Source organism: Citrobacter sp. Res13-Sevr-PEB04-36, from assembly GCF_015672735.1.
Taxonomy (GTDB): domain Bacteria; phylum Pseudomonadota; class Gammaproteobacteria; order Enterobacterales; family Enterobacteriaceae; genus Citrobacter.
Window position 1 is genome coordinate 1 of sequence record NZ_JADABY010000047.1, and the last position, 24,308, is coordinate 24,308.

Annotated in this window: 21 protein-coding genes and 1 pseudogene; 8 read left to right on the plus strand and 14 right to left on the minus strand. The window is 56.8% G+C overall.

Translation table 11 applies throughout. From position 1 onward, the window contains the following. Positions 1–284 (minus strand): annotated as a pseudogene (locus tag IMQ48_RS15070) (autotransporter outer membrane beta-barrel domain-containing protein); the annotation flags it as partial. 626 nt (positions 285–910) lie between these two features. Between IMQ48_RS15070 and hemB the strand changes: the two are divergent. Beyond that, the gene (hemB, locus tag IMQ48_RS15075; RefSeq protein ID WP_016151991.1) at positions 911–1,885 is read left to right on the plus strand and encodes a porphobilinogen synthase; all 975 of its coding nucleotides are present in this window, start codon (positions 911–913) and stop codon (positions 1,883–1,885) included. 81 nt (positions 1,886–1,966) lie between these two features. Here hemB and tauD read toward each other — a convergent pair whose 3' ends face one another. The 4 genes from tauD to tauA are packed head-to-tail and all read right to left on the minus strand — an operon-like array spanning position 1,967 to position 5,379. After that, positions 1,967–2,818, minus strand: coding sequence for a taurine dioxygenase (gene tauD, locus IMQ48_RS15080; RefSeq protein WP_137400425.1), 852 nt, complete (start codon positions 2,816–2,818; stop codon positions 1,967–1,969). After that, complete coding sequence (tauC, locus tag IMQ48_RS15085) at positions 2,815–3,642, minus strand: taurine ABC transporter permease TauC (protein WP_196209684.1); 828 nt, start codon at positions 3,640–3,642, stop codon at positions 2,815–2,817. Before tauC ends, tauD begins: the two co-directional genes overlap by 4 nt. Further along, positions 3,639–4,406, minus strand: a complete 768-nt coding sequence (gene tauB, locus IMQ48_RS15090) for a taurine ABC transporter ATP-binding subunit (protein WP_196209685.1) — start codon at positions 4,404–4,406, stop codon at positions 3,639–3,641. Before tauB ends, tauC begins: the two co-directional genes overlap by 4 nt. Before the next feature lie 10 nt (positions 4,407–4,416). Further along, positions 4,417–5,379 carry a taurine ABC transporter substrate-binding protein gene (gene tauA, locus IMQ48_RS15095; RefSeq protein ID WP_196209686.1) on the minus strand — a complete coding sequence of 321 codons (963 nt, stop codon included), beginning with the start codon at positions 5,377–5,379 and terminating at the stop codon, positions 4,417–4,419. Positions 5,380–5,715: 336 nt separating this feature from the next. On the opposite strand from tauA, the gene IMQ48_RS15100 reads away from it, so the two are divergent. The 6 genes from IMQ48_RS15100 (at position 5,716) to fbpC (ending at position 13,577) form a co-directional block, all read left to right on the plus strand. Then, positions 5,716–6,345, plus strand: coding sequence for a response regulator transcription factor (locus tag IMQ48_RS15100; RefSeq protein ID WP_196209702.1), 630 nt, complete (start codon positions 5,716–5,718; stop codon positions 6,343–6,345). After that, positions 6,345–7,886: an MASE1 domain-containing protein gene (locus IMQ48_RS15105; protein WP_196209687.1), complete on the plus strand. Its 1,542-nt coding sequence runs from the start codon at positions 6,345–6,347 to the stop codon at positions 7,884–7,886. Before IMQ48_RS15100 ends, IMQ48_RS15105 begins: the two co-directional genes overlap by 1 nt. Before the next feature lie 85 nt (positions 7,887–7,971). After that, positions 7,972–9,276, plus strand: coding sequence for an MFS transporter family glucose-6-phosphate receptor UhpC (uhpC, locus tag IMQ48_RS15110; RefSeq protein WP_196209688.1), 1,305 nt, complete (start codon positions 7,972–7,974; stop codon positions 9,274–9,276). Beyond that, positions 9,273–10,304, plus strand: a complete 1,032-nt coding sequence (locus tag IMQ48_RS15115; protein ID WP_196209689.1) for an ABC transporter substrate-binding protein — start codon at positions 9,273–9,275, stop codon at positions 10,302–10,304. Before uhpC ends, IMQ48_RS15115 begins: the two co-directional genes overlap by 4 nt. Before the next feature lie 136 nt (positions 10,305–10,440). Next, positions 10,441–12,519 (plus strand): iron ABC transporter permease, encoded by a 2,079-nt coding sequence (locus IMQ48_RS15120; RefSeq protein WP_196209690.1) that lies wholly within the window; start codon positions 10,441–10,443, stop codon positions 12,517–12,519. An 11-nt stretch (positions 12,520–12,530) separates the two neighbouring features. After that, on the plus strand, positions 12,531–13,577 hold the full coding sequence (gene fbpC / locus IMQ48_RS15125) for a ferric ABC transporter ATP-binding protein (protein ID WP_196209691.1): 1,047 nt from the start codon (positions 12,531–12,533) through the stop codon (positions 13,575–13,577). 89 nt (positions 13,578–13,666) lie between these two features. Here the strand turns inward: fbpC and mmuM are convergent, their stop codons facing one another. From mmuM to IMQ48_RS15165, 8 genes are all read right to left on the minus strand, one after another. Next, on the minus strand, positions 13,667–14,599 hold the full coding sequence (gene mmuM / locus IMQ48_RS15130) for a homocysteine S-methyltransferase (RefSeq protein ID WP_196209692.1): 933 nt from the start codon (positions 14,597–14,599) through the stop codon (positions 13,667–13,669). Positions 14,600–14,889: 290 nt separating this feature from the next. Then, positions 14,890–16,104, minus strand: a complete 1,215-nt coding sequence (mhpT, locus tag IMQ48_RS15135) for a 3-(3-hydroxy-phenyl)propionate transporter MhpT (RefSeq protein ID WP_196209693.1) — start codon at positions 16,102–16,104, stop codon at positions 14,890–14,892. Between the two features lie 68 nt (positions 16,105–16,172). Beyond that, positions 16,173–17,186 carry a 4-hydroxy-2-oxovalerate aldolase gene (gene mhpE / locus IMQ48_RS15140; protein ID WP_196209694.1) on the minus strand — a complete coding sequence of 338 codons (1,014 nt, stop codon included), beginning with the start codon at positions 17,184–17,186 and terminating at the stop codon, positions 16,173–16,175. Further along, on the minus strand, positions 17,183–18,133 hold the full coding sequence (gene mhpF, locus IMQ48_RS15145) for an acetaldehyde dehydrogenase (protein ID WP_196209695.1): 951 nt from the start codon (positions 18,131–18,133) through the stop codon (positions 17,183–17,185). Before mhpF ends, mhpE begins: the two co-directional genes overlap by 4 nt. Beyond that, positions 18,130–18,939, minus strand: a complete 810-nt coding sequence (gene mhpD / locus IMQ48_RS15150) for a 2-keto-4-pentenoate hydratase (RefSeq protein WP_196209696.1) — start codon at positions 18,937–18,939, stop codon at positions 18,130–18,132. Before mhpD ends, mhpF begins: the two co-directional genes overlap by 4 nt. 9 nt (positions 18,940–18,948) lie before the next feature. Continuing rightward, positions 18,949–19,815: a 2-hydroxy-6-oxonona-2,4-dienedioate hydrolase gene (gene mhpC, locus IMQ48_RS15155; protein ID WP_196209697.1), complete on the minus strand. Its 867-nt coding sequence runs from the start codon at positions 19,813–19,815 to the stop codon at positions 18,949–18,951. A 39-nt stretch (positions 19,816–19,854) separates the two neighbouring features. Continuing rightward, the gene (mhpB, locus tag IMQ48_RS15160) at positions 19,855–20,799 is read right to left on the minus strand and encodes a 2,3-dihydroxyphenylpropionate/2,3-dihydroxicinnamic acid 1,2-dioxygenase (RefSeq protein ID WP_196209698.1); all 945 of its coding nucleotides are present in this window, start codon (positions 20,797–20,799) and stop codon (positions 19,855–19,857) included. A gap of 1 nt (position 20,800) precedes the next feature. Beyond that, positions 20,801–22,465: a bifunctional 3-(3-hydroxy-phenyl)propionate/3-hydroxycinnamic acid hydroxylase gene (locus tag IMQ48_RS15165; RefSeq protein WP_196209699.1), complete on the minus strand. Its 1,665-nt coding sequence runs from the start codon at positions 22,463–22,465 to the stop codon at positions 20,801–20,803. Positions 22,466–22,656: 191 nt separating this feature from the next. Here IMQ48_RS15165 and IMQ48_RS15170 point away from each other — a divergent pair, with 191 nt between their 5' ends. Further along, positions 22,657–23,469, plus strand: a complete 813-nt coding sequence (locus IMQ48_RS15170; protein ID WP_196209700.1) for a DNA-binding transcriptional regulator — start codon at positions 22,657–22,659, stop codon at positions 23,467–23,469. 80 nt (positions 23,470–23,549) lie between these two features. On the opposite strand, the gene IMQ48_RS15175 is transcribed toward IMQ48_RS15170, so the two are convergent. Continuing rightward, positions 23,550–24,308: bifunctional diguanylate cyclase/phosphodiesterase (locus IMQ48_RS15175; RefSeq protein WP_196209701.1), on the minus strand; the 759-nt coding region annotated here is incomplete at its 5' end.

Here is a 24,308-nt window from a genome sequence, read left to right on the forward strand (position 1 = left end):
GAGAGTCCATCATCCAGGTAATAAGTTGAAATCACGCCGTTGACAGTGGCGTTATTAATTACCGGATAAATATCACCGTTATAAATACTATCCGTGTCGTAGTTATTCCAGCCAACATATCCATCATAGTAAACGCCATCGCTGTAGGAAGCATCATTGTAATGATTGAACGTGGTATAGGTAGTTCCAGAGATATCAGTTGAAGCATTCGCCTGAGAAGTGATTGCCAATGTGCAGGCTAATGCTAATTGTGAGACTACGAGTTTCTTTTTCCAAGTGTGCATTTGTCATCCCTCCTCAGGGACGTAATATAGTTGATCCATCAATTATCAATGCATAGAAAACATTTTATGTTTCGCGGGAATGATTATGCGGCGTCATAGATGAAAGGTTCAATTATTCTTTCCCTTAAGTCCGGAAGCGGACAATAAACAAGATCAGTAAATACCCCTATTAAAAACATAAAAAATGTTTAATTTCATTATGTTAAAAATAATGCAATCACCAAACCCATATACTTAATCTATCATTTAAAAAGAAAGAAAAACGCAGACAATAAATACCATTAAAACCGCTAGAACTTAATTGAGAATTAAAAAAAACTAAACCCACATAAAAACCAATCTATAACTAAAATAATAAACATCACAAAAATATATACCCTAAATAATTCGAGTTGCTTAAAGGCGGCAAGGGAGTGAGTCCCCAGGAGCATAGATAACTATGTGACTGGGGTGAGCGAACGTAGCCAACACATAAGCAACTTGAAGTATGACGGGTATAAATTGCATATATTTAAGAGGGATAAATCAGCACAGAATCTCACTCGCATAAGGCCAACTTTCGTAAAACACCCACACACAGGTTGAGGTATACTACGGCCTTCGATTCCACAAACATCAGGCATACCATGACAGACCTAATCCAACGCCCTCGCCGCCTGCGCAAATCCCCTGCGCTGCGCGCTATGTTTGAAGAGACAACACTCAGCTTAAATGACCTGGTGTTGCCGATCTTTGTTGAAGAAGAACTCGACGATTACAAAGCCATCGAGGCCATGCCCGGTGTGATGCGCATTCCAGAGAAACATCTGGCACGCGAAATCGAGCGCATTGCCAACGCCGGTATCCGCTCAGTGATGACCTTTGGTATTTCCCACCATACTGATGACACCGGCAGCGATGCCTGGAAAGAAGACGGACTGGTGGCGCGCATGTCGCGCATCTGTAAGCAGACCGTACCGGAAATGATCGTCATGTCCGATACCTGCTTCTGCGAATATACCTCGCACGGTCACTGCGGCGTGTTATGTGAGCACGGCGTGGATAACGATTTAACCCTCGCTAACCTCGGCAAACAGGCGGTGGTTGCCGCCGCCGCGGGTGCCGACTTTATCGCGCCATCCGCCGCCATGGACGGTCAGGTGCAGGCAATCCGTCAGGCGCTGGACGCCGCGGGCTTCACCGATACCGCGATCATGTCCTACTCCACCAAGTTCGCCTCTTCGTTTTACGGTCCATTCCGCGAAGCAGCTGGCACAGCGCTGAAGGGCGATCGTAAAACCTATCAGATGAACCCGATGAACCGTCGTGAAGCCATTCGCGAATCACTGCTGGACGAAGCCCAGGGTGCAGACTGCCTGATGGTGAAACCGGCCGGTGCGTACCTGGATATCCTGCGTGATATTCGCGAACGCACCGAACTGCCGATTGGCGCCTACCAGGTCAGCGGCGAATACGCGATGATCAAATTCGCGGCCCTGGCAGGGGCAATAGATGAAGAGAAAGTGGTGCTGGAAAGTTTAGGCTCGATCAAACGCGCAGGCGCGGATCTGATCTTCAGCTACTTTGCCCTCGATCTGGCTGAGAAAAAAATTCTGCGTTAATGACGCGGTGTTGCCGGATGGCGGCTTCGCCCTGTCCGGCCTGCACGCCGGGGCCCGGTGGGTAAAGCGCCATCGGGCAAGTTAGCTCGCACGATAGTAAGGCTTGTCTCCGAGAATCGTCGCCCGGTGCATAATGCGCCGCTGCGGCAGGTAGTCCGCATTAGCATAATGCTGCGTCACGCGGTTATCCCAAATCGCCACATCGTCAGGCTGCCAGCGCCAGCGTACCTGAAACTCCGGTTTGGTGATGTGCGCAAACAGGAATCCGAGCAACGCTTCACTCTCTTTTTCCGTCACATCGACAATCCGTGTCGTGAACCCTTCATTCACAAACAGCGCCTGTTTGCCGCTCACCGGATGCGTTCGCACTACCGGATGCAGCAACGGCGGATGCTTTGCCACTGCCTCCAGCCAACGCTGATGCTCTTCTTCGGTATTACGGTATTTGAACTCCTGAAACGATTTACGGAAATCATGTTCGGCCCGCAGGCCGCTCAGTAGCTGGCGGAAAGGTTCTGAAAGCGCTTCAAAAGCAGCAATGCCACTAGTCCACAGCGTATCGCCACCTGTTGATGGCAGCTCTTTTGCCGCCAGAATCGCCCCGGCTGGTGGTGTCTCAATAAAGGTCACATCGGTGTGCCAGTTGTCGTTATCCGGCGGATTGTCGTTGTGGGTATCGAGGACGATGATTTCCTCAACGCCCTGCGCATGTGGGTAGACCGGATGAATATGCAGGTCGCCAAAACGCAACGCCAGCGCCCGCTGCTGCTGTGGCGTGATCGCCTGCTCGCGCAGGAACACCACCTGATGACGCAATACCGCGTGGTACAACTGTTCAAACTGGTTATCGCTCAGCGGTCGCGTCAAATCCGCCCCGGTGACCTGCGCACCTATATAGGGTCCCAGCGGGATAATACTCAGACGTTCACTCATTGTACTTCTCCATGCCAGGGCATCAGACGGCGCTGAAGCGCACGCAAACCCAATTCTAAAATAAAGGCGATCACGGCAATCACCATAATTCCCGCCAGCACCACATCGGTTGCCAGAAACTCACCCGCTGACTGCACCATAAACCCCAGCCCGCGCGTTGCGGCAATCAGCTCCGCTGCCACTAATGTCGACCAACCCACGCCCAGTCCGATGCGCAGTCCGGTAAGAATTTCCGGCAAGGCACCGGGTAAAATCACAAACCACAATACCTGTGTGCGGCTGGCCCCCAGCGACTGCGCGGCCCGAACCCGCACCTGCTGGGCGCTTTTTACGCCCGCCAGCGCAGACATCGCCACAGGAGCAAAAATCGCCAGATAGATCAGCAGGATCTTCGAGGTTTCGCCGATACCAAACCAGATAACCATCAACGGCAAATAGGCCAGCGGCGGCACCGGACGATACAGTTCAATAATAGGATCGACGATCCCGCGCACCGTCGGACTCAGCCCCATGGCAATCCCCACCGGCACGCCGAGCAGCACCGCGGCCAGCAGGGCAATGACGATACGTGTCAGGCTGGCGGCCAGATGCTGCCACAGCGTGGCATCCATAAAGCCCTGCGGTCCGGCAATGACGATAAGTTTTTGCAGTACCTGCCCCGGCGGCGGTAAAAACAGCGGGCTGATGAATTGCAGTGCCGCTACCGCCCACCACACCACCAGAAGCACGCCCAATGTGCCAACGCTTAACGTCATCTGACGTGAAAGTGGCCAGCGCCAGCGCAACGCACGCGGGCGGGGTTTGTCGTTGATCACCACGCTCATGAGAACGCCTCCCGTTGCGCGAAAACGCGGCCTAGCACGTATTCACGCATGGCAATAAACTGCGGATCGGATTTAATGCTGCGACTCGGCTCCCCGGCTACAAAGCGGCGGGCGAAATCTAGCGGTAAGCGTTCCAGCACCCTGCCCGGTCCCGAAGACAGCAGCACCAGTTCGGTCGCCATAAACACCGCCTCTTCGATATCGTGGGTAATCAGCAGCACCTGTTTGCCGGTCTCCTGCCACAGCGTCAACAGCAGGGTTTGCATCTGCTCGCGGGTAAAGGCATCCAGCGCGCCAAAGGGTTCGTCCAACAGCAACAGTTGTGGATTTGCCGCCAGCGCCCGGGCAATGCCAACGCGCTGACGCTGACCGCCGGAAAGCTGCCAGATAAAGCGCTTTTCCGCCCCCTCCAGCCCAACCTTCTTCAGCATATCCTGCGCGATACGTTGACGCTGTGACTTCTCTACACCGGCCAGCTGCAGGCCAAATCCGACGTTATCCTGCACGTTACGCCAGGGCAGCAGACCTTCGTTCTGGAATACCACCCCGCGTTCCGCGCCCGGACCGTCTACCTTCTTACCTGACAGCGTAATGCTGCCATGCTGATACGGCACGAACCCGGCAATCAAATTCAGCAGCGTGGTTTTGCCGCAGCCGGAAGGCCCGAGCACCACCAGCAGTTCACCGCCGTCGAGCGTCAGATTGATATCGTCCAGCACCGGCTTTCCGTCATAGCTGGCGGCAAGATGAGAGATTTGCAGCATCAGCGCCCCCTTATTGCACGAAGCGATCGGTAACGTACTGACTGTAATCCGTCGCCACTGCGGGCACTTTGCCTTGCTCTTTGAGGAACTGCACGGTGTCGATAATCGCTTTATTCACCGGTCCGGTCAGCTCGGCGGTTTGCTGCTGCGGTGTCAGGTAGGTGTTACCTTTTACCAGTCCCGGAATATCCGCTTCCGGCACGCCGCTTAAGCGCGACAACTTGCTGATGTTGTCCGGCTGCTTCAGCCATTCATCAGGATTAGTAATATAGGGCTGCTGGGCATCAATCGCGCTTTTGGCAAAGGCTTTCACCACCTCAGGATGCTGCTCGGCAAAATCTTTACGCACCACCCACACGTCCAGCGTCGGCGCGCCCCACTCACCCACTTTTTCCGAGTCGGTTAACACCTTGCCGTCTTTTTCCAGCGCGTTCACCGCCGGTGCCCAGACGTAGGCGCCGTCAATATCCCCGCGCTGCCAGGCGGCAATAATCGCTGGCGGCTGCAGGTTCACAATCTCCACCTGACCGGGCTTGATGCCCCAGTGTTTTAACGCGGCCAGCAGGCTGTAATGGGTGGTGGAAATAAACGGCACGGCAATACGTTTACCGATCAAATCCTCAGGTTTGTTGATGCTCTTCTTCACCACCAGCGCCTCGGAGTTACCGAGTTTGGACGCCAGCAGGAACACCTCAATCGGTACCTGCTGGCTGGCCGCAACCGCCAGCGGGCTGGAGCCAAGATTGCCAATCTGTACGTCGCCAGACGCCAGCGCCCGGACGATGCTCGCCCCGCTGTCGAACTTACGCCAGTCAACGGTGGCCCCGCTCGCTTTAGCAAATGTGTTGTCCGCCTGCGCCACTTTGGCCGGTTCAGCGGAGGTCTGATACGCGACGGTGACGTTCACCGCCTGCGCCTGAAATGCAACCACTGCCAGTACGGCAAGAAGTGTATTACGCGATGATATAGCCATGATTGTCTGCTCCCCTGTCTTGTTATGTGGGGCAGTATTTCGTTGCTGCACACTTTGATAAAGGAATTAAAAATTCTGGCTAAGAACAAAGCGTTTTTAGAAAAAAAGCGGCAATAGTTAGCTATTTCGCTCATGACAGATGGAATTCGTAGGCCTGATAAGCGCAGCGCCATCAGGCACTGTTGCCGGATGGCGGCGTAAGCGCCTTATCCGGCCTACAACACCCGGCAAATTATTGCGATTTTGTTACATTCGTTACATAACAGCATCCCGGTGATTGCCAGCGTAATGCGGGCAGGCATCATAGACGCCATTGTCGGACAAGAGAGCAAGAAAATGATCCATGTTGTGCTGGTGGATGACCATGTGGTGGTACGTTCCGGCTTTGCGCAATTACTCAGTCTTGAAGATGACCTTAACGTCATCGGTCAATACAGCAGCGCAGCAGAGGCCTGGCCCGCGTTATTGCGCGATGACGTCAGCGTGGCGGTGATGGACATCGCTATGCCGGATGAAAATGGTCTGAGCCTGTTAAAACGGCTGCGGGCGCAAAAACCAGGCTTTCGCGCCATTATTCTCAGCATCTATGACGCGCCGACGTTTGTGCAAAGCGCGCTGGATGCCGGTGCGAGCGGCTATCTGACCAAACGCTGCGGGCCAGAGGAACTGGTGCAGGCGGTACGTTCGGTGGGCATGGGTGGGCATTACCTGTGCGCCGACGCATTGCGGGCGCTACGCGGTGGCGAACAGCCCGCCCAGGTGCTGGAAGTCCTCACCCCGCGCGAGCGCGAAGTGTTTGATCTGCTGGTCAAAGGCGACAGCGTGAAAGAGATCGCCTTCAAGCTCGACCTCAGCCACAAAACGGTCCACGTCCACCGCGCCAACGTGCTGGGTAAACTGCAATGCCACAGCACCATTGACCTGGTGCATTTTGCGCTCGACCACCAGTTGCTGACGGGGCACTGATGTCACGTTCGACTCGCCATTGGGTAATCTCCCTGTTTATCCTGCTGGCCTGGGGTTCAGGCTGGCTGATGCTGTGGACGCTGGGATTTTACCTGACCCAAAACGGCCAGCAGGCGGCGCTATTTCTGCCGCACGGCGTCTATCTCGCGCTATTGATCCTGCTGTCACGCCGCTACTGGCCCGCGCTGGTGTTGCCACCGGTGCTGATGCTGTTCTGGCTCCACAGCGAACAATTATTAAATGGTTATATTCTGCTGGTCGCACCGTTAATTAGCCTGATCCCGGCCAGTATCGGCCAGTCTTACTGGCACCGCTTCCCGCTTTACTGGCAGCGTTTAACGCTGTTACTGGCCGCCGTCACCGTCACCGCATTGCTCAATACCGTCCTACTGTCGCCCTTTATCGAAAGCCCGGCGATGTTAATTGGCCTGGCGTCGTTTACCGGCGGCGTGCTATTGACGCCATTTGTTTATTTGATTTACGAATTTCTGCGCCAGCAGCATCGCTATCATCTGCTAGGCCTGGATACCAGCAATCCGCCGCTGCGCACCTCACTTATCATCTGGTGCAGCCTGTTTTTTATTATCGGTATTGGCACACAGATGGTGCGGTCACCGGACATTGAGCGCCTGCTGCTGATTGTGGTGTTTCTACCCAATGTGGTGATGGCGTGGAAGTTTGGATGGCAGGGCGGCGTATTATCCGGGTTGCTTGGCAGCATGATGATCACCATCGCCCGTCAGGTCGGCGTCGGATTCAGTAATCTGCTTGAACTGGAAATTTTTCTCGCTACCCAGGCGTTGTTGGGTATTGGCCTGGGTATCGCTATCAGCCGCCAGCAGCATCTGGCGCAGAACCTGCACCACTATCGCCAGCGTCTGGAAGCCGAGCTGGCAGCGCGACGAGCATTAACTGAGCAGTTGATCCGTAGCGAAGAAAATACGCGCAAGAGTCTGGCGCGGGAGCTGCACGACGAAATTGGGCAGAACATTACCGCCATTCAAATTCACTCTCAGCTGGTCAAGCGAGCGCAAGATCCACAGCAAACGCTGGACGCAGCGAATCAGATCAACGACCTTGCCCGGCGCATTCATCACTCCACCCGCCAGTTGCTGCGCCAGCTGCGTCCTCCCGCGCTCGACGAGCTGTCCTTTCAAGACGCGCTCCATCATCTGGTGAATGAGTTTGCCTTTGCCGAGCGGGGCATCCGTTGCCGGTTTGACTATCGGCTGGAAAATACGCCAGACAATGAAACGGTCCGTTTTACGCTGTACCGCCTGTTGCAGGAGTTACTCAATAACGTTTGTAAACATGCCGACGCCAGCGAGGTGTCGATTGCGCTCCGCCAGCAGGAGCGCAGCCTGGTTCTGCACGTTGAGGACAACGGCGTGGGCATTCTGCCAGAAAAAATCCCCGGTTTCGGTATTCAGGGAATGCGTGAACGGGTAAGCGCATTGGGTGGCGAGCTAACGCTTGAGTCGCACAACGGTACGCGGGTAATTGTTAACCTGCCCACAAATTTGCAACAAACCCATCATTAACCAGGAAAAAGTCTTAGTCACTCTGGACTTTCTCTCATCCCCTTTTGCTTTCACTTTCCTATAGTCAGCACAAATGGAGACTGCCATGCACGCACGCGCATCACGCGAAACAGATCAACGCTACCGGGCGCTACGTCCCCGGCTACTGATGTGCATGGTCATTGGCTACGCCGCGTTCTACCTGACGCGCAAAAGCGTCAACTACGTGCTCCCGGCGCTGCAAACGGATCTGGGGCTGGATAAAAGTGATATTGGCCTGCTGGGTTCGCTGTTTTATCTGACCTACGGCCTGTCAAAGTTCACCGCCGGATTATGGCATGACAGCCACGGGCAGCGGGCGTTTATGGGCATCGGCCTGTTTGCCACCGGCGTCTTAAACGTGGTGTTCGCCTTTGGCGAATCACTGACGCTGCTGCTGGTGGTGTGGACGCTCAACGGGTTTTTCCAGGGCTGGGGCTGGCCCCCCTGCGCCCGACTACTGACTCATTGGTATTCGCGTAACGAACGCGGTTTCTGGTGGGGCTGCTGGAATATGTCGATCAACATCGGCGGAGCCATCATTCCGCTGATTAGCGCCTTCGCCGCCCACTGGTGGGGTTGGCAGGCAGCGATGCTGACACCAGGGATAATCAGCATGGCATTAGGGATCTGGCTCACCCTGCAACTAAAAGGCACGCCCCAGGAAGAGGGATTACCGACGGTTGGAGAATGGCGACAGGATCCGCTGGAACTGCGCCAGCAGCAGCAAAGCCCACCGATGGGGCTGTGGCAAATGTTACGCACCACCATGCTGAAGAATCCGATGATCTGGCTGCTGGGCGTGTCATATGTGCTGGTCTATGTGATCCGCATCGCGCTTAACGACTGGGGCAACATCTGGCTGACCGAAAGCCACGGCGTGAATCTGCTCAGCGCCAACGCCACGGTGATGCTGTTTGAAGTCGGCGGCTTGCTCGGTGCGCTGTTTGCCGGATGGGGATCAGATGTGCTGTTCAGCGGTCAGCGCGCGCCGATGATCTTGCTGTTCACGCTCGGGCTGATGGTCTCTGTCGCCGCCCTTTGGCTAGCTCCGATTCACCACTATGCGCTGCTGGCGGCCTGTTTCTTTAGCGTGGGCTTCTTTGTTTTTGGCCCACAGATGTTGATTGGACTGGCCGCCGTCGAATGCGGACACAAAGCAGCCGCAGGTTCGATCACCGGTTTTCTCGGGCTGTTTGCCTATCTCGGGGCCGCGCTGGCGGGTTGGCCGCTGTCACTGGTCATTGAACGTTATGGCTGGTCGGGAATGTTCAGTTTGCTCTCGGTTGCCGCTGTCGTTATGGGTTTATTGCTGATGCCGCTGCTTATTGCGGGCATTACCCCTTCTCTCAGTCAAAGGATAAAACAATGAAACTGACGCTTACCTCTACCCTGATTACTTCCACCCTCGCGCTGGCGGCGTTAAGCAGCGTTGCCCAGGCAGAAGGTCGTCTGGTGGTCTACTGCAGCGCCACCAACGAAATGTGCGAAACCGAAACCAAAGCCTTCGGTGAAAAATATGATGTGAAGACCTCATTTATTCGTAACGGATCCGGCAGTACGCTGGCGAAAGTGGATGCCGAGAAGAAAAACCCGCAGGCGGATGTCTGGTACGGCGGTACGCTGGACCCGCAGTCTCAGGCCGGTGAGATGGGCCTGCTGCAGCCGTATAAATCACCGAACCTCACGCAAATCATGGAGAACTTCCGCGATCCGGCAAAAGTGAAAGGTAACCTCTCCTCCGCCGTTTACGTCGGTATTCTGGGCTTTGGCGTTAATACCCAGCGCCTGAAAGAGAAAAACCTACCGGTGCCAAAATGCTGGAAGGATCTGACTAAGCCGGAATACAAAGGCGAAATTCAGATTGCTGACCCACAAAGCTCCGGTACTGCCTACACCGCGCTGGCAACCTTCGCCCAGCTGTGGGGGGAAGATCAGGCCTTTGATTACCTGAAGCAACTCAATGCCAACGTTTCCCAGTACACCAAGTCTGGTATTGCCCCGGCACGTAACGCCGCCCGTGGTGAAACGGCGATCGGCATTGGCTTCCTGCACGACTACTCGCTGGAAAAAGAACAAGGCGCCCCGCTGGAACTCATCTCACCGTGCGAAGGCACCGGCTATGAAATTGGCGGCGTCAGCATCCTGAAAGGCGCGCGTAACCTCGACAACGCCAAACTGTTCGTTGACTGGGTACTGTCAAAAGATGCCCAGGAACTGGCATGGAAAAAAGGCAAATCCTATCAGATCCTGACCAACACCACCGCCGAGACCTCACCGAACTCCCTGAAGCTCGACGACCTGAAGCTTATCAATTACGACATGGATAAATATGGTTCTACCGATGTTCGTAAAGCGTTGATCAATAAGTGGGTTAGCGAAGTGAAGATGGGTAAATAAAACATGATGACCTTCTTCGGATAAGGTTACGTAGGCCGGATAAGGCAACGCCGCATCCGGCAATGATCGTCACCCTGAATGCCGGATGGCGCACAAGCTTATCCGGCCTACATCAGGATTGAACACCGGAACCGCTATGTCACAGACACTTGCACTCCATCCCGTGAAAAAACGGGATGCGATCTTCCTTTGGGTTTTACTCGGCTGGCTGGCGTTTGCCCTGCTGCCAAGCTGGGGCCTGGACTATGGACTGCTGGAGTCCACGCGCGAGGAAATACTCGCCGCCTACAGCTGGTCGCATTTCAACATTAGCTGGTTGTGGTATCTGCTACCAAGCCTGCTGCTGGTGCGTCCGTTCCAGGAAGCCAAACGCGAGCAGCGCAGCCGCCACACTCTCGACGCGAGCTGGTCGCTGTTCTGTATGGCCTTTATCGTCGCCAGCGCCACCCTTGAAGGACGCGGCTTAGGCTATGCCACCATCGTACTGTTTGTCGCGCTGGGCGCGATTATGACGCTGGCGCTCACCCGCCTCGAATGGCTGGGCGGCGACCGTTTCGTTATCGGATCGCTCACCGCCATTGTCGCGCTGATCGGGATTTTTATCGTCTGGCCGAGCATCGCGATTTTCATTCCCATGTTCACCAACGACGCCGGGGAGTTTGCCCCGCTGGCGTTTATGAATGTGCTGTCGCAGGCACATATCATTCAGGTGATCCTCAACTCCATTATGCTGTCGATCGCCGTCGGCGTCGGCTGTACTTTCTTCGGTCTGGTGCTGGCGATTTACACCACCCGTATCGCCAGACGCAGCGCCATTATTGGCCGTATCTTCTCGATCCTGCCGATCGTAACACCGCCGTTTGTCGTCGGCCTTGGTGTCACCCTAATGATGGGGCGTTCCGGTTACATTACCGAATTAATGGTGGACTGGTTTGGCTTAACCAACACCAACTGGCTGTACGGGTTTACCGGCATCTGGCTGGCGCAGGTACTAGCCTTCACTCCAATGGCGTTTATGATCCTCGACGGGGCGATCAAGACCATTCATCCGTCGCTGGAAGAAGCGTCGTACACCCTGCGTGCCAGCCGCTGGCAGACCTTTAACGGCGTGTTTATCCCGCTGCTAAAACCGGCGCTGGCAAACGCCTTTTTGATTGTCATTGTGCAGTCGCTGGCTGACTTCAGTAACCCGCTGGTGCTCGGCGGTAACTTTGACGTGCTGGCGACACAAATCTACTTCTACATCACCGGTTCACAGCTCGATTACCAGGCCGCCAGCACGCTCGGCGCGTTCCTGCTGCTGTTCTCCCTGCTGGTGTTCTGCGTGCAGTACATGTGGATTGGCAAACGCTCGTACGTCACCGTTTCCGGTAAATCGTACCGTGGCGACGTGCAGCCGCTGCCGGTAACGCTGGTGTGGAGCGTGGTTGCCCTGCTGGCGGTATGGATCGCCTTTAACGCCCTGCTGTATGGCAGTATTTTCTACGGCAGCTTCACCGTTAACTGGGGCGTGGACTACACCCTGACGCTGGCGAACTTTACCAAGCTGTTTGGTCAGGGGATGAGCGACGGCGCGTGGCCTTCGCTACTCGACACCCTGCTGTACGCTGGGATCGCCGCGCCGATCACCGCCATCTTCGGGCTACTGATCGCCTGGATTGTGGTGCGCCAGCAGTTCAAAGGCAAAAAAACCATCGAGTTCACCACCATGCTGTGCTTTGCCGTTCCCGGCACCGTGGCGGGTGTCTCGTATATTCTGGCCTTTAACAGCGCCCCGGTGTACCTCACCGGGACGGCGGCCATCGTCATTATCTCCATGGTGATGCGTAACGTGCCGGTCGGCATTCGCGCGGGTATTGCGGGCTTAGGGCAAATCGATAAATCGCTGGACGAAGCCTCGCTCAGCCTGCGCGCCGGTTCGCTACGGACCATCACGCACATCCTGCTGCCGCTGCTACGCCCGGCGATCCTCTCGGCGCTGATCTACAGCTTCGTGCGCGCCATTACTACCGTCAGCGCCATTGTATTCCTCGTCACGCCAGATACCCGCGTCGCAACGGCCTACATTCTGAACCGCGTGGAAGACGGTGAATACGGCGTGGCCATTGCCTACGGCTCGATCCTAATCGTGGTGATGCTGGCAATTATTTTCATCTTTGACTGGCTGATCGGTGAATCACGTACCTCCCGTTCAAAAGCCAAAAACCCGGCGTAATGGAGCGCACTATGACTCAGAAAAATTTCGTTGAACTGCGCAACGTCACCAAACGTTTTGGCAGCAACACGGTTATCGACAACATCAATCTCACCATCCCGCAAGGGCAAATGGTGACGCTGCTCGGCCCTTCCGGCTGCGGCAAAACCACCATTTTGCGCCTGGTTGCCGGGCTGGAAAAACCGAGCGAAGGGCAGATTTATATTGATGGCGAAGACGTTACCCATCGTTCCATCCAGCAGCGCGATATCTGCATGGTGTTTCAGTCTTACGCCCTGTTCCCGCATATGTCGCTGGGCGAAAACGTCGGCTATGGCCTGAAGATGCTCGGCGTATCGCGCAGTGAACTGAAAGCGCGGGTGAAAGAGGCGCTGGCGATGGTGGATCTGGAAGGATTCGAAGACCGCTATGTCGATCAGATCTCCGGCGGGCAGCAGCAGCGCGTAGCGCTGGCCCGGGCGCTGATCCTCAAACCAAAGGTGCTGTTATTTGATGAACCGCTGAGTAACCTCGACGCCAACCTGCGGCGCAGCATGCGTGACAAGATCCGCGAACTGCAAAAGCAGTTTGATATTACCTCGCTGTACGTGACCCACGATCAGAGCGAAGCCTTCGCGGTGTCCGACACCGTTCTGGTGATGAACAAGGGACACATCATGCAGATCGGTTCACCGCAGGATCTGTACCGTCAGCCCGCCTCGCGCTTTATGGCGAGCTTTATGGGCGATGCCAACCTGTTCCCGGCCGCGTTCAGCGAGGCGTTTGTCGATATTTACGGTTATCGCCTGCCAAGGCCGCTGCATTTCGCCAGCCAGGGAGAAGGTACGGTTGGCGTGCGTCCGGAGGCGATTACGCTCAGCGATCGCGGCGAGGAGAGCCAGCGCTGTGTGATCCAGCACGTCGCCTATATGGGACCGCAGTATGAGGTCACGGTAGAGTGGCACGGGCAGGAGATTCTATTGCAGGTCAACGCCACGCGCTTACAGCCAAACGCTGGCGAGCAGTATTACCTCGAAATCCACCCGTACGGGATGTTTGTGTTAGCGGATGCTGGGTGATTGATGCCGGGTGGCGCTTACGCTTACCCGGCCTACGGTTTGTGCAATTTGTAGGCCGGGTAAGGCGGAGCCGCCGCCCGGCATTATTCTCAGCGCAGCGCGTTCAGTTCAGCAATATCCTTCGGCGTCGTGCGACAGCACCCGCCAATCAACCGGGCGCCCACCGCACGCCACTGGGGTAAATAATCCGCCAGCGTTTTACACGCTTCACCGTGAGTGTGCCAGGTTTTGCTCTGCGCATTGTAATGCTCGCCGGAGTTGGGATAGACCACCAGCGGCAGCGCCGTTAAGCCGTGTAAATGCTGCAACGCCGCGGTGGTGTTTTCCAGTGCAATGCAGTTGATACCGATCGCCAGCACTTGCGGGTAGTTTGCCAGTAACGCCACCACTTCGCGCAGCGGCGTGCCGTCGCTCAGGTGTTCGCTGTCACGCAGGGTAAACGAGAACCACGCCCGCGCGCGCGGGTATTCCGCCAGCAGTTCAGCCAGCGCCTTAATCTCAGTAAAATTCGGTAGCGTTTCGCAGGCTAACAGGTCAGCTCCGGCGTCAAGCAGCGCTTCAACGCGCGGTCGGTGAAACGCCTGAAACTCGTCTTTGCTGCGCACATAATCGCCACGGTATTCCGAGCCATCCGCCAGATACGCGCCGTACGGTCCCACAGCCCCGGCCACCAGCAATGTACCCGCCTGCGGGTTTTCCGCCAGATACGCCTCACGCGCTTTACGCGCCAGCTCCACGCTTTTGCCAATCAGCGCCTTCGACTGCGCCTCATCCAGACCACGGGCGGCAAAACCTGCCGGCGTGGCCTGATAGCTGGCGGTGATCGCCACCTGCGCTCCGGCGCGGAAATAGTCGAGGTGGACTTCGCGGATAAGTTCCGGATTGTCGACCAGCACTTTCGCTGACCACAGGCTATCGGCCAGGTTACAGCCGCGCGCTTCCAACTCCGTCGCCATCGCACCATCCAGCAACAGGAAATCCTGTTTCTCAAGAGTGCTACGTAACGGATTATGCTGCGACATAGTGTGGCTCCTGTTTCTACGGACGTGAACGGCAACCATAACACAGCCCTGCGCACAAGAATTCGCGCCCACACGCAATTACTCCCCCCTCAACGCCGTATCAGACGCAGATGCCCGCGCCGGGCGCTCAATACAGGACAAGGATTAACAATAAGATATAAAAAAGGACGCCAGGCCATAACGCCTCCGCTGTCAGGGTTTATTCAACTCTGGCAACGAGGGCGCCCAATGACGTTCCCCCGAAAGTTGGAACCGCGTGTCGCTTCTCATACGTCTGGATGAGCGCACGGTCAGGAGCCGTTGGCTTGAACCTGTATCTGTGATTTGCGGCTCATCAGCACAAACACCGCCAACCCGGCCAGCAAAATACCCGGCGCGGAGGCCGCCATCACGCCGACCGTTCCGGTGCCCAACGCCAGCATTTTCCCCGCCAACAGCGGACCACTCATCGCCCCGAGTCGTCCAACGGCCACCGCGGTGCCTACGCCGGTGGCGCGGATGGGGGTGCTGTAAAACAACGGAGCCAGCGCATACAGCACGCTTTGGCCGCCGGTGGCAAACATGCCTGCGACAAATCCGGCCACCAGCATACCGCTCAATGACGACACCGTACCGAGCGCCAGCAGTGAAGCCAGCATCCCGGTGTAAATCAGTAGCGACATCACCACCGGTCGCAGTTTATCCATCAACGCGCCGAGGATTAACGTCCCGCTGGCCGCGCCGATTTGCAGGGCAAACATCACGCCCGCCGCCTGTGAGGGGCGAAAGCCCTGTTCAACCAGCAGCATCGGCAGCCAGTTGATCAGCATATACACCACCAACAGGGTGAAGAAATAACACAGCCACAGCAGCAACGTGGCGGTTGCTGTGGCGGGGGCAAACAGCGCACGCAACGGCGCGGCGGCCGCCTGCGTTTGCTGGGCATACACTTGAGATTCCGGTAGCCAACGCATCAGCAACGGCACCAGCAACAGCGGGATCACCCCGCCAACCCAAAACACCGTTTGCCAGGCGGAGGCCACACCGCTAAAGCCCAGCGCCGCCGCCAGCGCTGCGCCAATCGGCACCCCGCAGTACATCAGGCTCACCGCGGTGCCACGAAAACGCGGGCCTGCGGCTTCGGAGGTCAACGCAATCAGGTTCGGCAACGCCGCTCCCAGCCCAATGCCGGTCATCAGGCGGGCAAACACCAGCGATGAGAAATCCCAGGAAATCGCCGTCGCCAGTGAAAACAAGCCAAACAGAGCCACGGAGCCAATAAGAATACGCTTGCGCCCATAGCGGTCGGCCAGCATGCCGCCCACCAGCGCGCCGGGCAGTAATCCCAGAATACCGGCGCTGAAGATCCAGCCCATCTGCATTTTATCTAACGCAAAGGCCTGGGCGATACCGACGGCAGCGATACCGGCGGCCTGTAAATCCAGCCCTTCCATCAGGGCGACTAAAAAACACAACCCGACGGTCAGCGTCAGACGGGAGGAGGATGCGGGGGTACGGGTAGTCATGAGGTGTACCTCTGAGGTCACGATGCAGGTGAAGCGCGGCTGATACGTTGCCAGCCGCGTCATTATTCTTATTTGCTGTTGCGCAGATCCAGCGCCACGTCGACGATCATATCTTCCTGGCCGCCCACCATTCGGCGTTTGCCCAGTTCAACCAGAATATCCACCGCGCTCAGGCCATAGCGCGCCGCCGCCACTTCGCAATGGCGCAGGAAGCTGGAATAGACCCCGGCATAACCCAGCGCCAGCGTTTCACGATCCACCCGCACCGGGCGGTCCTGCAGCGGGCGGACTAAATCATCGGCGGCATCCATCAGCGCGTAAATGTCGGTGCCGTGCTGCCAGCCGAGCTTATCCGCAGCGGCGATAAACACTTCCAGCGGCGCGTTGCCCGCCCCTGCGCCCATGCCCGCCAGGCTGGCATCAATACGGTCACAACCCTCTTCCACCGCGGCCAGGGAGTTCGCCACACCGAGGCTCAGGTTGTGGTGGGCATGCATCCCGGTTTCTGTTTCCGGCTTCAGCACCGCTTTCAGAGCGCGGAAGCGATCGCGGATGTCCGTCATGTTCATCGCCCCGCCGGAATCGACCACATAGATACAGGTCGCGCCGTAGTTTTCCATCAGCTTTGCCTGCTGCGCCAGTTTCTCCGGCGTGGTCATGTGGCTCATCATCAGAAAGCCGACGGTATCCATGCCCAGCTCGCGCGCATACTGAATATGCTGGGCCGACACGTCAGCTTCGGTGCAGTGAGTCGCCACACGCACCACCCGCGCACCGGCCTGGTACGCGTTTTTCAGGTCATGAATCGTGCCGATACCCGGCAGCAACAGCGTGGCGATTTTGGCATACTTCACCACGTCCGCTGCCGCTTCAATCCATTCCAGATCGCTGTGCGCGCCAAAGCCGTAGTTAAAACTGGAGCCCTGTAACCCGTCGCCGTGCGCCACTTCAATGGAATCGACGCGCGCATCGTCCAGCGCTTTAGCAATCTGGCGGATGTTTTCCAACGAATATTGATGACGAATGGCGTGCATGCCGTCACGCAAGGTCACGTCAGAGATATAGAGTTTTTTACCGTTCATACTGATTCTCCTGCCTGGCGCGCGAGTGACTGTGCCATCTTTTCAGCGGTCGCCAGTGCGCTGGAGGTCATAATATCGAGGTTGCCCGCATAGGCTGGCAGGTAGTGCGCTGCACCTTCCACTTCCAGATACACCGCGGTTTTCAGGCCGGAGAACTGGCCAATACCCGGCAGATTCACCGGTTTATCCTGTGGGATGACCTCAAACTGCACGCGCTGCTTCAGGCGATAGCCCGGCACGTACGCGTGTACCGCCGCTGCCATCTGATTAATCGACGCCTCAATTTCCGCCTGAGAAGCCTCTTCGCTCAGCACGTACACCGTGTCGCGCATCATCAGCGGCGGCTCCGCCGGATTGAGCACAATGATCGCTTTACCTTTCTCGGCACCACCGACCACTTCAATCGCCTTCGAGGTGGTTTCAGTAAATTCATCAATATTGGCGCGCGTGCCCGGCCCCGCAGACTTACTGGCAATAGAGGCGATAATCTCGGCGTAATACACCCGCGCTACGCGGGACACCGCCGCCACCATAGGGATAGTTGCCTGGCCGCCGCAGGTCACCATATTGACGTTCTGCCGATCAACGTTGGCATCGAGGTTCACTACCGGCACGCAGTACGGGCCGATCGCCGCCGGCGTCAGGTCGATCAGGCGGATCCCCGGCTTAACCGCGCGCAACGCGGCGTCGTTTTTCACGTGCGCACCCGCGCTGGTGGCATCAAACACAATGTCGATATCAGCGAACTCCGGCATTGTCATCAGCCCCGTGACGCCTTCATGGGTGGTGGCGACGCCCATACGCCGGGCGCGCGCCAGACCGTCGGACTCCGGGTCAATACCGACCATCACCGCCATCTCAAGCTGCTTGCCGTGACGCAGAATTTTAATCATCAAATCGGTGCCGATATTGCCGGAGCCGATAATGGCGACTTTACGCTTACTCATGACTGACTTCCTTTTGTAACCGCCGCAGAGAACGTGGCGGCAACTGAACCAATACCCTCGATATGGGCCTCAAACCGATCGCCCGCATTCACCGCCACCATCGGGCCTAACGCTCCGGTGAGAATGATATCTCCGGCACGCAACGGCTCGCCGAGGCTGGCCATTTTGCGCGCCAGCCAGACGGCGGCGTTGATCGGATGTCCCAGGCATTCGCTGCCGCGCCCGCTGGAGACCTCTTCGTTGTTGCGCGTCATTTTCATCGCGCAGTTTTTCAGATCTAACCCCGCCGGGCGCTGCGCCGGGCCGCCGACCACGTACACGCCGCAGGAGGCGTTATCCGCCACGGTATCAACAAACTTGATCGACCAGTCACGGATACGGCTGCCAACCACTTCCAGTGCGGGCAGCACCCACTCGATGGCGTTGTAAAGCTCGTCAAAAGTGGTGTCGGTATTGGGCAGATCGCGGTTCAGCACCAGCGCAATCTCCGCTTCAATCCGCGGTTGCAGCACGCGCTCAAACGGGATGGTGTCGTTATCGCCGTAACACATGTCGGCAAACAGCGTGCCGAAGTCAGGCTGATCGACGCCCAGCTGCTGCTGGACTTTCGGGTGCGTCAGCCCCACCTTGCGCCCAACCACGCGACGCCCCTGCACCACGTCATGCTGCACGTTGATGTGCTGAATGGCGTAGGCCGCCTCGGCGTTGTCCACACCAATCAATTCGCGCAGCGGGGCAATCGCGACGCCCTGCTCCTGTGCCTGGCGTAAATCAGCAGCTAACTGTTCAAGATTACGATTCGTCATTTCCGTTCCTTAAGGTCGCGCGAGGAAGTTCAGCACCAGCTGATTAAAGGCATCCGCATGTTCCCACTGCGCCCAGTGCCCGCAGTCGCGGTAAATGTGCAGCTCTGAACCCGCAATTCCGGCGAGCAAGCGCAGCCCGGCATCCATCGGCACAAAGCGGTCGTTACGGCCCCAGACAATCAGAGTCTGGGCTTTGATCTCCGCCAGACGCGGGCTGAAATCCGGGAACTGTTTCGGGTTGGCTTCCAGGCTCTGGACAAAATTTTCCAGGTGATCGCGACGCGACAGCATATTGCTGAGTCGAGCCTCAAACAGCGCGTCGGTCAGGTCACTGGTGTCGAAGACAAAGATGTCCATCATCAGCTTCAGATTCTCGATGGTCGGCTCGCGATACAGCTGGTTCAGGCGCTTGATGCCTTCGGTCGGCATCGGGGTAAACAGGCTCATGCCGCCCGTCCCGCCGCCCATCAGCACCAGCTTACCCACGCGCTCCGGCCAGCTCAGGGTGAACGCCACTGCACTGTGGCCGCCCATCGAGTTGCCCAGCAAGTGGACTTGCTGAATATCCAACTGATCGACGACACTTTTCAGGATGCGGGCGTTAAGATCGGATCGCGACCCGCGATTGACGATCCCGTCGCTTTTCCCCCAACCCGGACAATCCAGCAGGATCACCCGGTAACCGGCCTCGACCAGCGGATCGATATTGCGGCTGAAGTTAGCCCAGCCCGTCGCGCCCGGGCCGGATCCGTGCAGCAGCACAACGGTCTCTTCGCCCTGCCCACAGTCATTGACATGTACGCGTAGGGTTTCGCCAGCTTCCTGCACCTCAAGAAAACGGCTGCTGGCGGCTTCGGTTTGCGGTTGGTAAGTCATGATGTTCTCCTGCATGTTCAGTTCAGTTTCAGTTCTATTTCAGTTCTGTGTGGCGGCGCTCAGCGAGCCAAATCCGGCGATCCACTCCGGGATCGGGCGGTAGTAACGGCCTTCGCTGCGCCAGTGACCAAAGGCAGAAATAGCGGCGAAGGCGGCAACCCAGGTTTTCACTTCGTGCGTTGATGTGCCCGCCATCGCGGACAGCTCTTCGTTACTGACGCCGTCCAGTTCCGCCAGACGCCCCTGCTCAAGCAGAGTCATAAAACGGTTATCCCAGACAGGATTGAGCGGGTGCAGCGTGTTCTGATCTTCAACAAACTTTTCGGCGGCGCTGATCACCCGCTGCTGGCGTAGCTGACGTTCGTTTTCTGGCAACTGTTTACCGCTGCCCAGCAGACGGTCGCGCATGTGGGCATCTGCCTTCGCCAGTTCGGGCACTGGTGGCTGGTGCGACAGACCACCGGAGCCTATAAACAGCACGCGTTTATTTAACGAACTGGTGAACCGACCAATCGCCTCACCCAGTAGACGGGTGCGCTGGAATCCCGGAAGCGGCGTAGCGACACCGTTAATAAACACCGGCAATACCGGGACCTTATCCAGCCCGCCGAGCAAAAACTCCAGCGGCTGGGCAAAGCCGTGATCGACCTGCATGTTGTAGGACACGGCAAGATCGATGCCGCTTTTCATCACCGCGTGGGCGCAGGCTTCAGCGAGATCCGCCGGCACCGGCAGTTCCCCCGCCGCGCTGCCAAAATCACCGATCGCCGTGGCGCCAATACCTAAGCAAAACGGCGGCATCACATCGTAGAAAAAGCCGTTGTAGTGATCGGGGGCAAACAGCACCACCAGTTCGGGATCGAATGCCGCAATGCGCGCGCTGGCGCTGGCGATCACGCCGTTGACCTCGTCGAGCACGGCCTGCGCCGGGTCGACATAGCCCACCAGCGGTGAGTGGGAAAGACAGTGAAGATAAGCGTGCATATCAGGCGACCTTTTCGACGGGAACCGCGTCATGAGCGCGGGTGAGCGTCATTACCGACGCCAGTTTATTCAGAGTGCTGCCCAGGGTTTGTGGAATGGCAACCGCGGCGACGAAGCGATCCGGGCGCATCACCACCAGCGCGGCGTTATGCAGGGCAAACCACGCGCGCAGGCGATTTTGCGTATCACCAATGCGGATAACCCCGTCGTGGTTATCCTGTGAGGTATGTATCTGCGTGTCCGGCACCACCTGAATAAACCGCGTGCCAAGCGCCTGCCACTGCTGGATTTGCGCTTCGCTCATGCCCCACAGTGGATTACAGCCCCAGCCAATCACTGCAAAATTCGGCCCGATGACGTTATCGAGCAGCGTCACATCGCCCGTTTCCAGCGTCACCTTTGGCTGAATAAACATCTTGCCGACCGGAGAGATTTTCACGTCGCCTTCGCGCACCAGCGCCCCGGTGTGATATTGCGGCATCGGCTTGAAGCGCATTTCGAGGAAGTAGCGTTTGACCGGCGGAATATAGTTCAGCAGCCAGGAAACGCCGTCGCGCACCGCACCGTGCCAGCGTTTTGGCGGTGCCAGCACGTTGCCCGCCGTCACCGACAAGTCAATCATGGCTTTGGCGTGATCGCGGCGTTCCTGCTGGTAGGTGTCCAGCAGCGCATCACCAGCTTTGCCCTCGATGACCAGCGCCAGTTTCCACGCCAGGTTGAAGGCATCGCGCATGCCGCTGTTGTACCCCTGTCCCTGCCAGACCGGCATAATGTGCGCGGCATCGCCCGCCAGCAGCACGCGGTCAATACGAAAACGTTCGGCCAGTCGAGCGTTATGGGTATACACGCGCTGGCGGATCAGCTCGACGTTGTCCGGATTCGGCAGCACTTTGCTCAGCAACTGGCGCATATTCTGCGGCTCGCTAAGCTGCGCTTCGGTTTCCCCCGGCATCACCATAAATTCAAAGCGGCGCACCGCGTGCGGCAGCGCAGCGGAGACATACGGACGCACCGGATCGCAGCACAGATACACGTGTGGGGTACTGAGTGGATCGTTGGCAATATCCACCACAATCCACTGATTCGGCGCGGTTTTACCTTCAAATGGCACATTCAGCGAGCGCCTGACGACGCTGCCGCCACCGTCGCAGGCCACCAGCCACTGGGCCTGCACCGTTTCACGCTGGCCGTCCGGCGCCTTCAGGTTCAGCGTCACTTCGCCATCCTTCTGACTGAACGCCTCCAGCTCGCGAGAGAACAGGCAGCGCACGCTGGGAAAACGCGACAACCCTTTGAGCATCACCGCGTCCACCTGCGGCTGAATAAACGCATTACGGCGCGACCAGCCAAACTCGTCGGTCATCGGCTGGATATCAGCAAAGCAACGGCCTTTGGGGGTGAGAAAGCGCATCGCATGCCACGGCGTAGTATGTGGCAAAACATTTTCGACCAGACCGACGGACTGCATGGTACGCAGCGCTTCATCGTCGATACCGATGGCACGGGGATAGTCGATCAGCGCATCAAGCTTCTCCACCACCAGCACCTCAATGCCCATCTGACCGAGGTAATTCGCCATCATCAGCCCCACCGGACCGGCTCCGGCAATCGCCACCTGCACGGTGTGTTGCACTGCGGGTTGGATATCCGGGTTTATCGTTGTCATTTCAGAACCTCACTACTCGGACAAAACACTATGGCAGCCCCTGGTGAGGCGCATCTTGCTTTGTTAAAAATATGTGAATGCTTTTTTATTGTGCGGTCAGTATAGGAGGGGGTTTTTGCGCTACAATCAAAACATGCCTGGATGTGCACTAAGTGCACTACGTTGTTTTATCTGTAGAATTGTCAGCGAATATGAAAAACGATGAGAGTACTGAATACAAAACCGTGCGCGGATTAACACGCGGGTTAATGTTATTAAATATGTTAAACCGGCTCGACGGCGGGGCCAGCGTTGGCCTGCTGGCAGAACTGAGCGGCCTGCACCGCACCACGGTCAGACGGCTGCTGGAAACGTTGCAGGATGAGGGCTACGTCCGGCGCAGCCTGTCAGATGACAGCTTTCGCTTAACCATCAAAGTTCGCCAGCTGAGCGAAGGATTTCGTGACGAACAGTGGATTTCTGCGCTCGCCGCCCCGCTGCTGGGGGATTTACTGCGCGAGGTCATCTGGCCGACCGACGTTTCCACGCTGGACGTCGATGCCATGGTAGTGCGTGAAACCACCCACCGCTTCAGCCGCCTGTCGTTTCACCGGGCGATGGTCGGGCGTCGTTTACCGCTGCTGAAAACCGCCTCTGGCCTGACCTGGTTGGCGTTTTGCCCAGAGAATGAACGTCAGGAGCTGATCGAAATACTGGCAGCGCGACCGGGAGAAGAATTTCAGCTGGCGCGCGAGCCGCTTAAGCTTGATGTCATCCTGGCCCGTGCACGCAAAGACGGTTTTGGCCAAAACTATCGCGGCTGGGATCAGGAGGAGAAAATCGCCTCTATCGCTGTGCCGATCCGCAGCGAACAACGGGTGATAGGCTGCCTGAACCTGGTGTATATGGCCAGTGCGATGACCATCGAACAGGCCGCGGAAAAGCACCTTCCGGCCTTACAAAAGGTGGCGAAGCAGATTGAGGACGGCGTGGCGTCGCAGGAAATTTTGGTTGCCGGGAGGTGAGATGGATCACATTTCCCCTCCCCCCTCTGATTTCACTGCGCAGTGTGTCGTCGTTATCTGCCAGCAGGAACGTTCGCGATTTAACCGTTTCTGATTTTCCCATCGATACCTGGCTGAGGTTTACCAAATAGATATCCTTGTGCGAAATCGCAGCCCAGTGCCTGAAGACTTTCCAGTTGTTCCTGCGTTTCAACACCTTCGGCAACCGCCTTCATATTGAGGGATTTCGCCATGCCAGTGATGAGTTTGATGATATTAAGGGCGTCTTCCTGCGTAGATATCGAATGCACAAAGGATTTGTCTATTTTGATTTTATCAAAGGCAAGCCGACTCAGTCGCGAAAGAGAAGAATATCCCGTACCAAAATCATCGATGGAGATTTTCACGCCCAGGGCTCTGAGCTTGTTAAGCGTATTCATCGGCGTATTACTCTCAGTAAAGAGAGAAGATTCCGTCACTTCCAGTTCAAGACGCTCAGCCGGAAGTCCTGTTTCTTTCAGAATGGACAGCACTATTCCGGCAAAGGCTTTACTGCTTAGCTGGACAGGCGAGACATTGACTGAAATTTTAGCCGGAACCGCCCAGGAAGCCGCTTCCCTGCAGGCCATTTCAAGCACCGATTTCCCCATCTCATTAATCATTCCTGTTTTTTCAGCAACAGGAATAAAGCTATCCGGCGACAGCAGCCCCTTGAGAGGATGAATCCAACGAATAAGGGCTTCATAGCTATAAATTTCCCTGCTGAAAGAATCGACAATAGGCTGATAATAAACCACGAACTCTTTATTCGTTATTGCCATTGCCATATCATGCTCAAGGGTTCTGCTTTCTTGCAGCTT

Coding starts and splice junctions, on each gene's coding strand:
- mhpE (WP_196209694.1), bottom strand. CDS start 17,186: ATGAACGGTAAAAAACTCTATATCTCTGACGTGACCTTGCGTGACGGC.
- mhpC (WP_196209697.1), bottom strand. CDS start 19,815: ATGACTTACCAACCGCAAACCGAAGCCGCCAGCAGCCGTTTTCTTGAG.
- mhpD (WP_196209696.1), bottom strand. CDS start 18,939: ATGACGAATCGTAATCTTGAACAGTTAGCTGCTGATTTACGCCAGGCA.
- IMQ48_RS15120 (WP_196209690.1), top strand. CDS start 10,441: ATGTCACAGACACTTGCACTCCATCCCGTGAAAAAACGGGATGCGATC.
- fbpC (WP_196209691.1), top strand. CDS start 12,531: ATGACTCAGAAAAATTTCGTTGAACTGCGCAACGTCACCAAACGTTTT.
- IMQ48_RS15105 (WP_196209687.1), top strand. CDS start 6,345: ATGTCACGTTCGACTCGCCATTGGGTAATCTCCCTGTTTATCCTGCTG.
- IMQ48_RS15165 (WP_196209699.1), bottom strand. CDS start 22,465: ATGACAACGATAAACCCGGATATCCAACCCGCAGTGCAACACACCGTG.
- mmuM (WP_196209692.1), bottom strand. CDS start 14,599: ATGTCGCAGCATAATCCGTTACGTAGCACTCTTGAGAAACAGGATTTC.
- mhpT (WP_196209693.1), bottom strand. CDS start 16,104: ATGACTACCCGTACCCCCGCATCCTCCTCCCGTCTGACGCTGACCGTC.
- tauA (WP_196209686.1), bottom strand. CDS start 5,379: ATGGCTATATCATCGCGTAATACACTTCTTGCCGTACTGGCAGTGGTT.
- uhpC (WP_196209688.1), top strand. CDS start 7,972: ATGCACGCACGCGCATCACGCGAAACAGATCAACGCTACCGGGCGCTA.
- mhpF (WP_196209695.1), bottom strand. CDS start 18,133: ATGAGTAAGCGTAAAGTCGCCATTATCGGCTCCGGCAATATCGGCACC.
- IMQ48_RS15170 (WP_196209700.1), top strand. CDS start 22,657: ATGAAAAACGATGAGAGTACTGAATACAAAACCGTGCGCGGATTAACA.
- IMQ48_RS15100 (WP_196209702.1), top strand. CDS start 5,716: ATGATCCATGTTGTGCTGGTGGATGACCATGTGGTGGTACGTTCCGGC.
- hemB (WP_016151991.1), top strand. CDS start 911: ATGACAGACCTAATCCAACGCCCTCGCCGCCTGCGCAAATCCCCTGCG.
- mhpB (WP_196209698.1), bottom strand. CDS start 20,799: ATGCACGCTTATCTTCACTGTCTTTCCCACTCACCGCTGGTGGGCTAT.
- tauC (WP_196209684.1), bottom strand. CDS start 3,642: ATGAGCGTGGTGATCAACGACAAACCCCGCCCGCGTGCGTTGCGCTGG.
- IMQ48_RS15115 (WP_196209689.1), top strand. CDS start 9,273: ATGAAACTGACGCTTACCTCTACCCTGATTACTTCCACCCTCGCGCTG.
- tauD (WP_137400425.1), bottom strand. CDS start 2,818: ATGAGTGAACGTCTGAGTATTATCCCGCTGGGACCCTATATAGGTGCG.
- tauB (WP_196209685.1), bottom strand. CDS start 4,406: ATGCTGCAAATCTCTCATCTTGCCGCCAGCTATGACGGAAAGCCGGTG.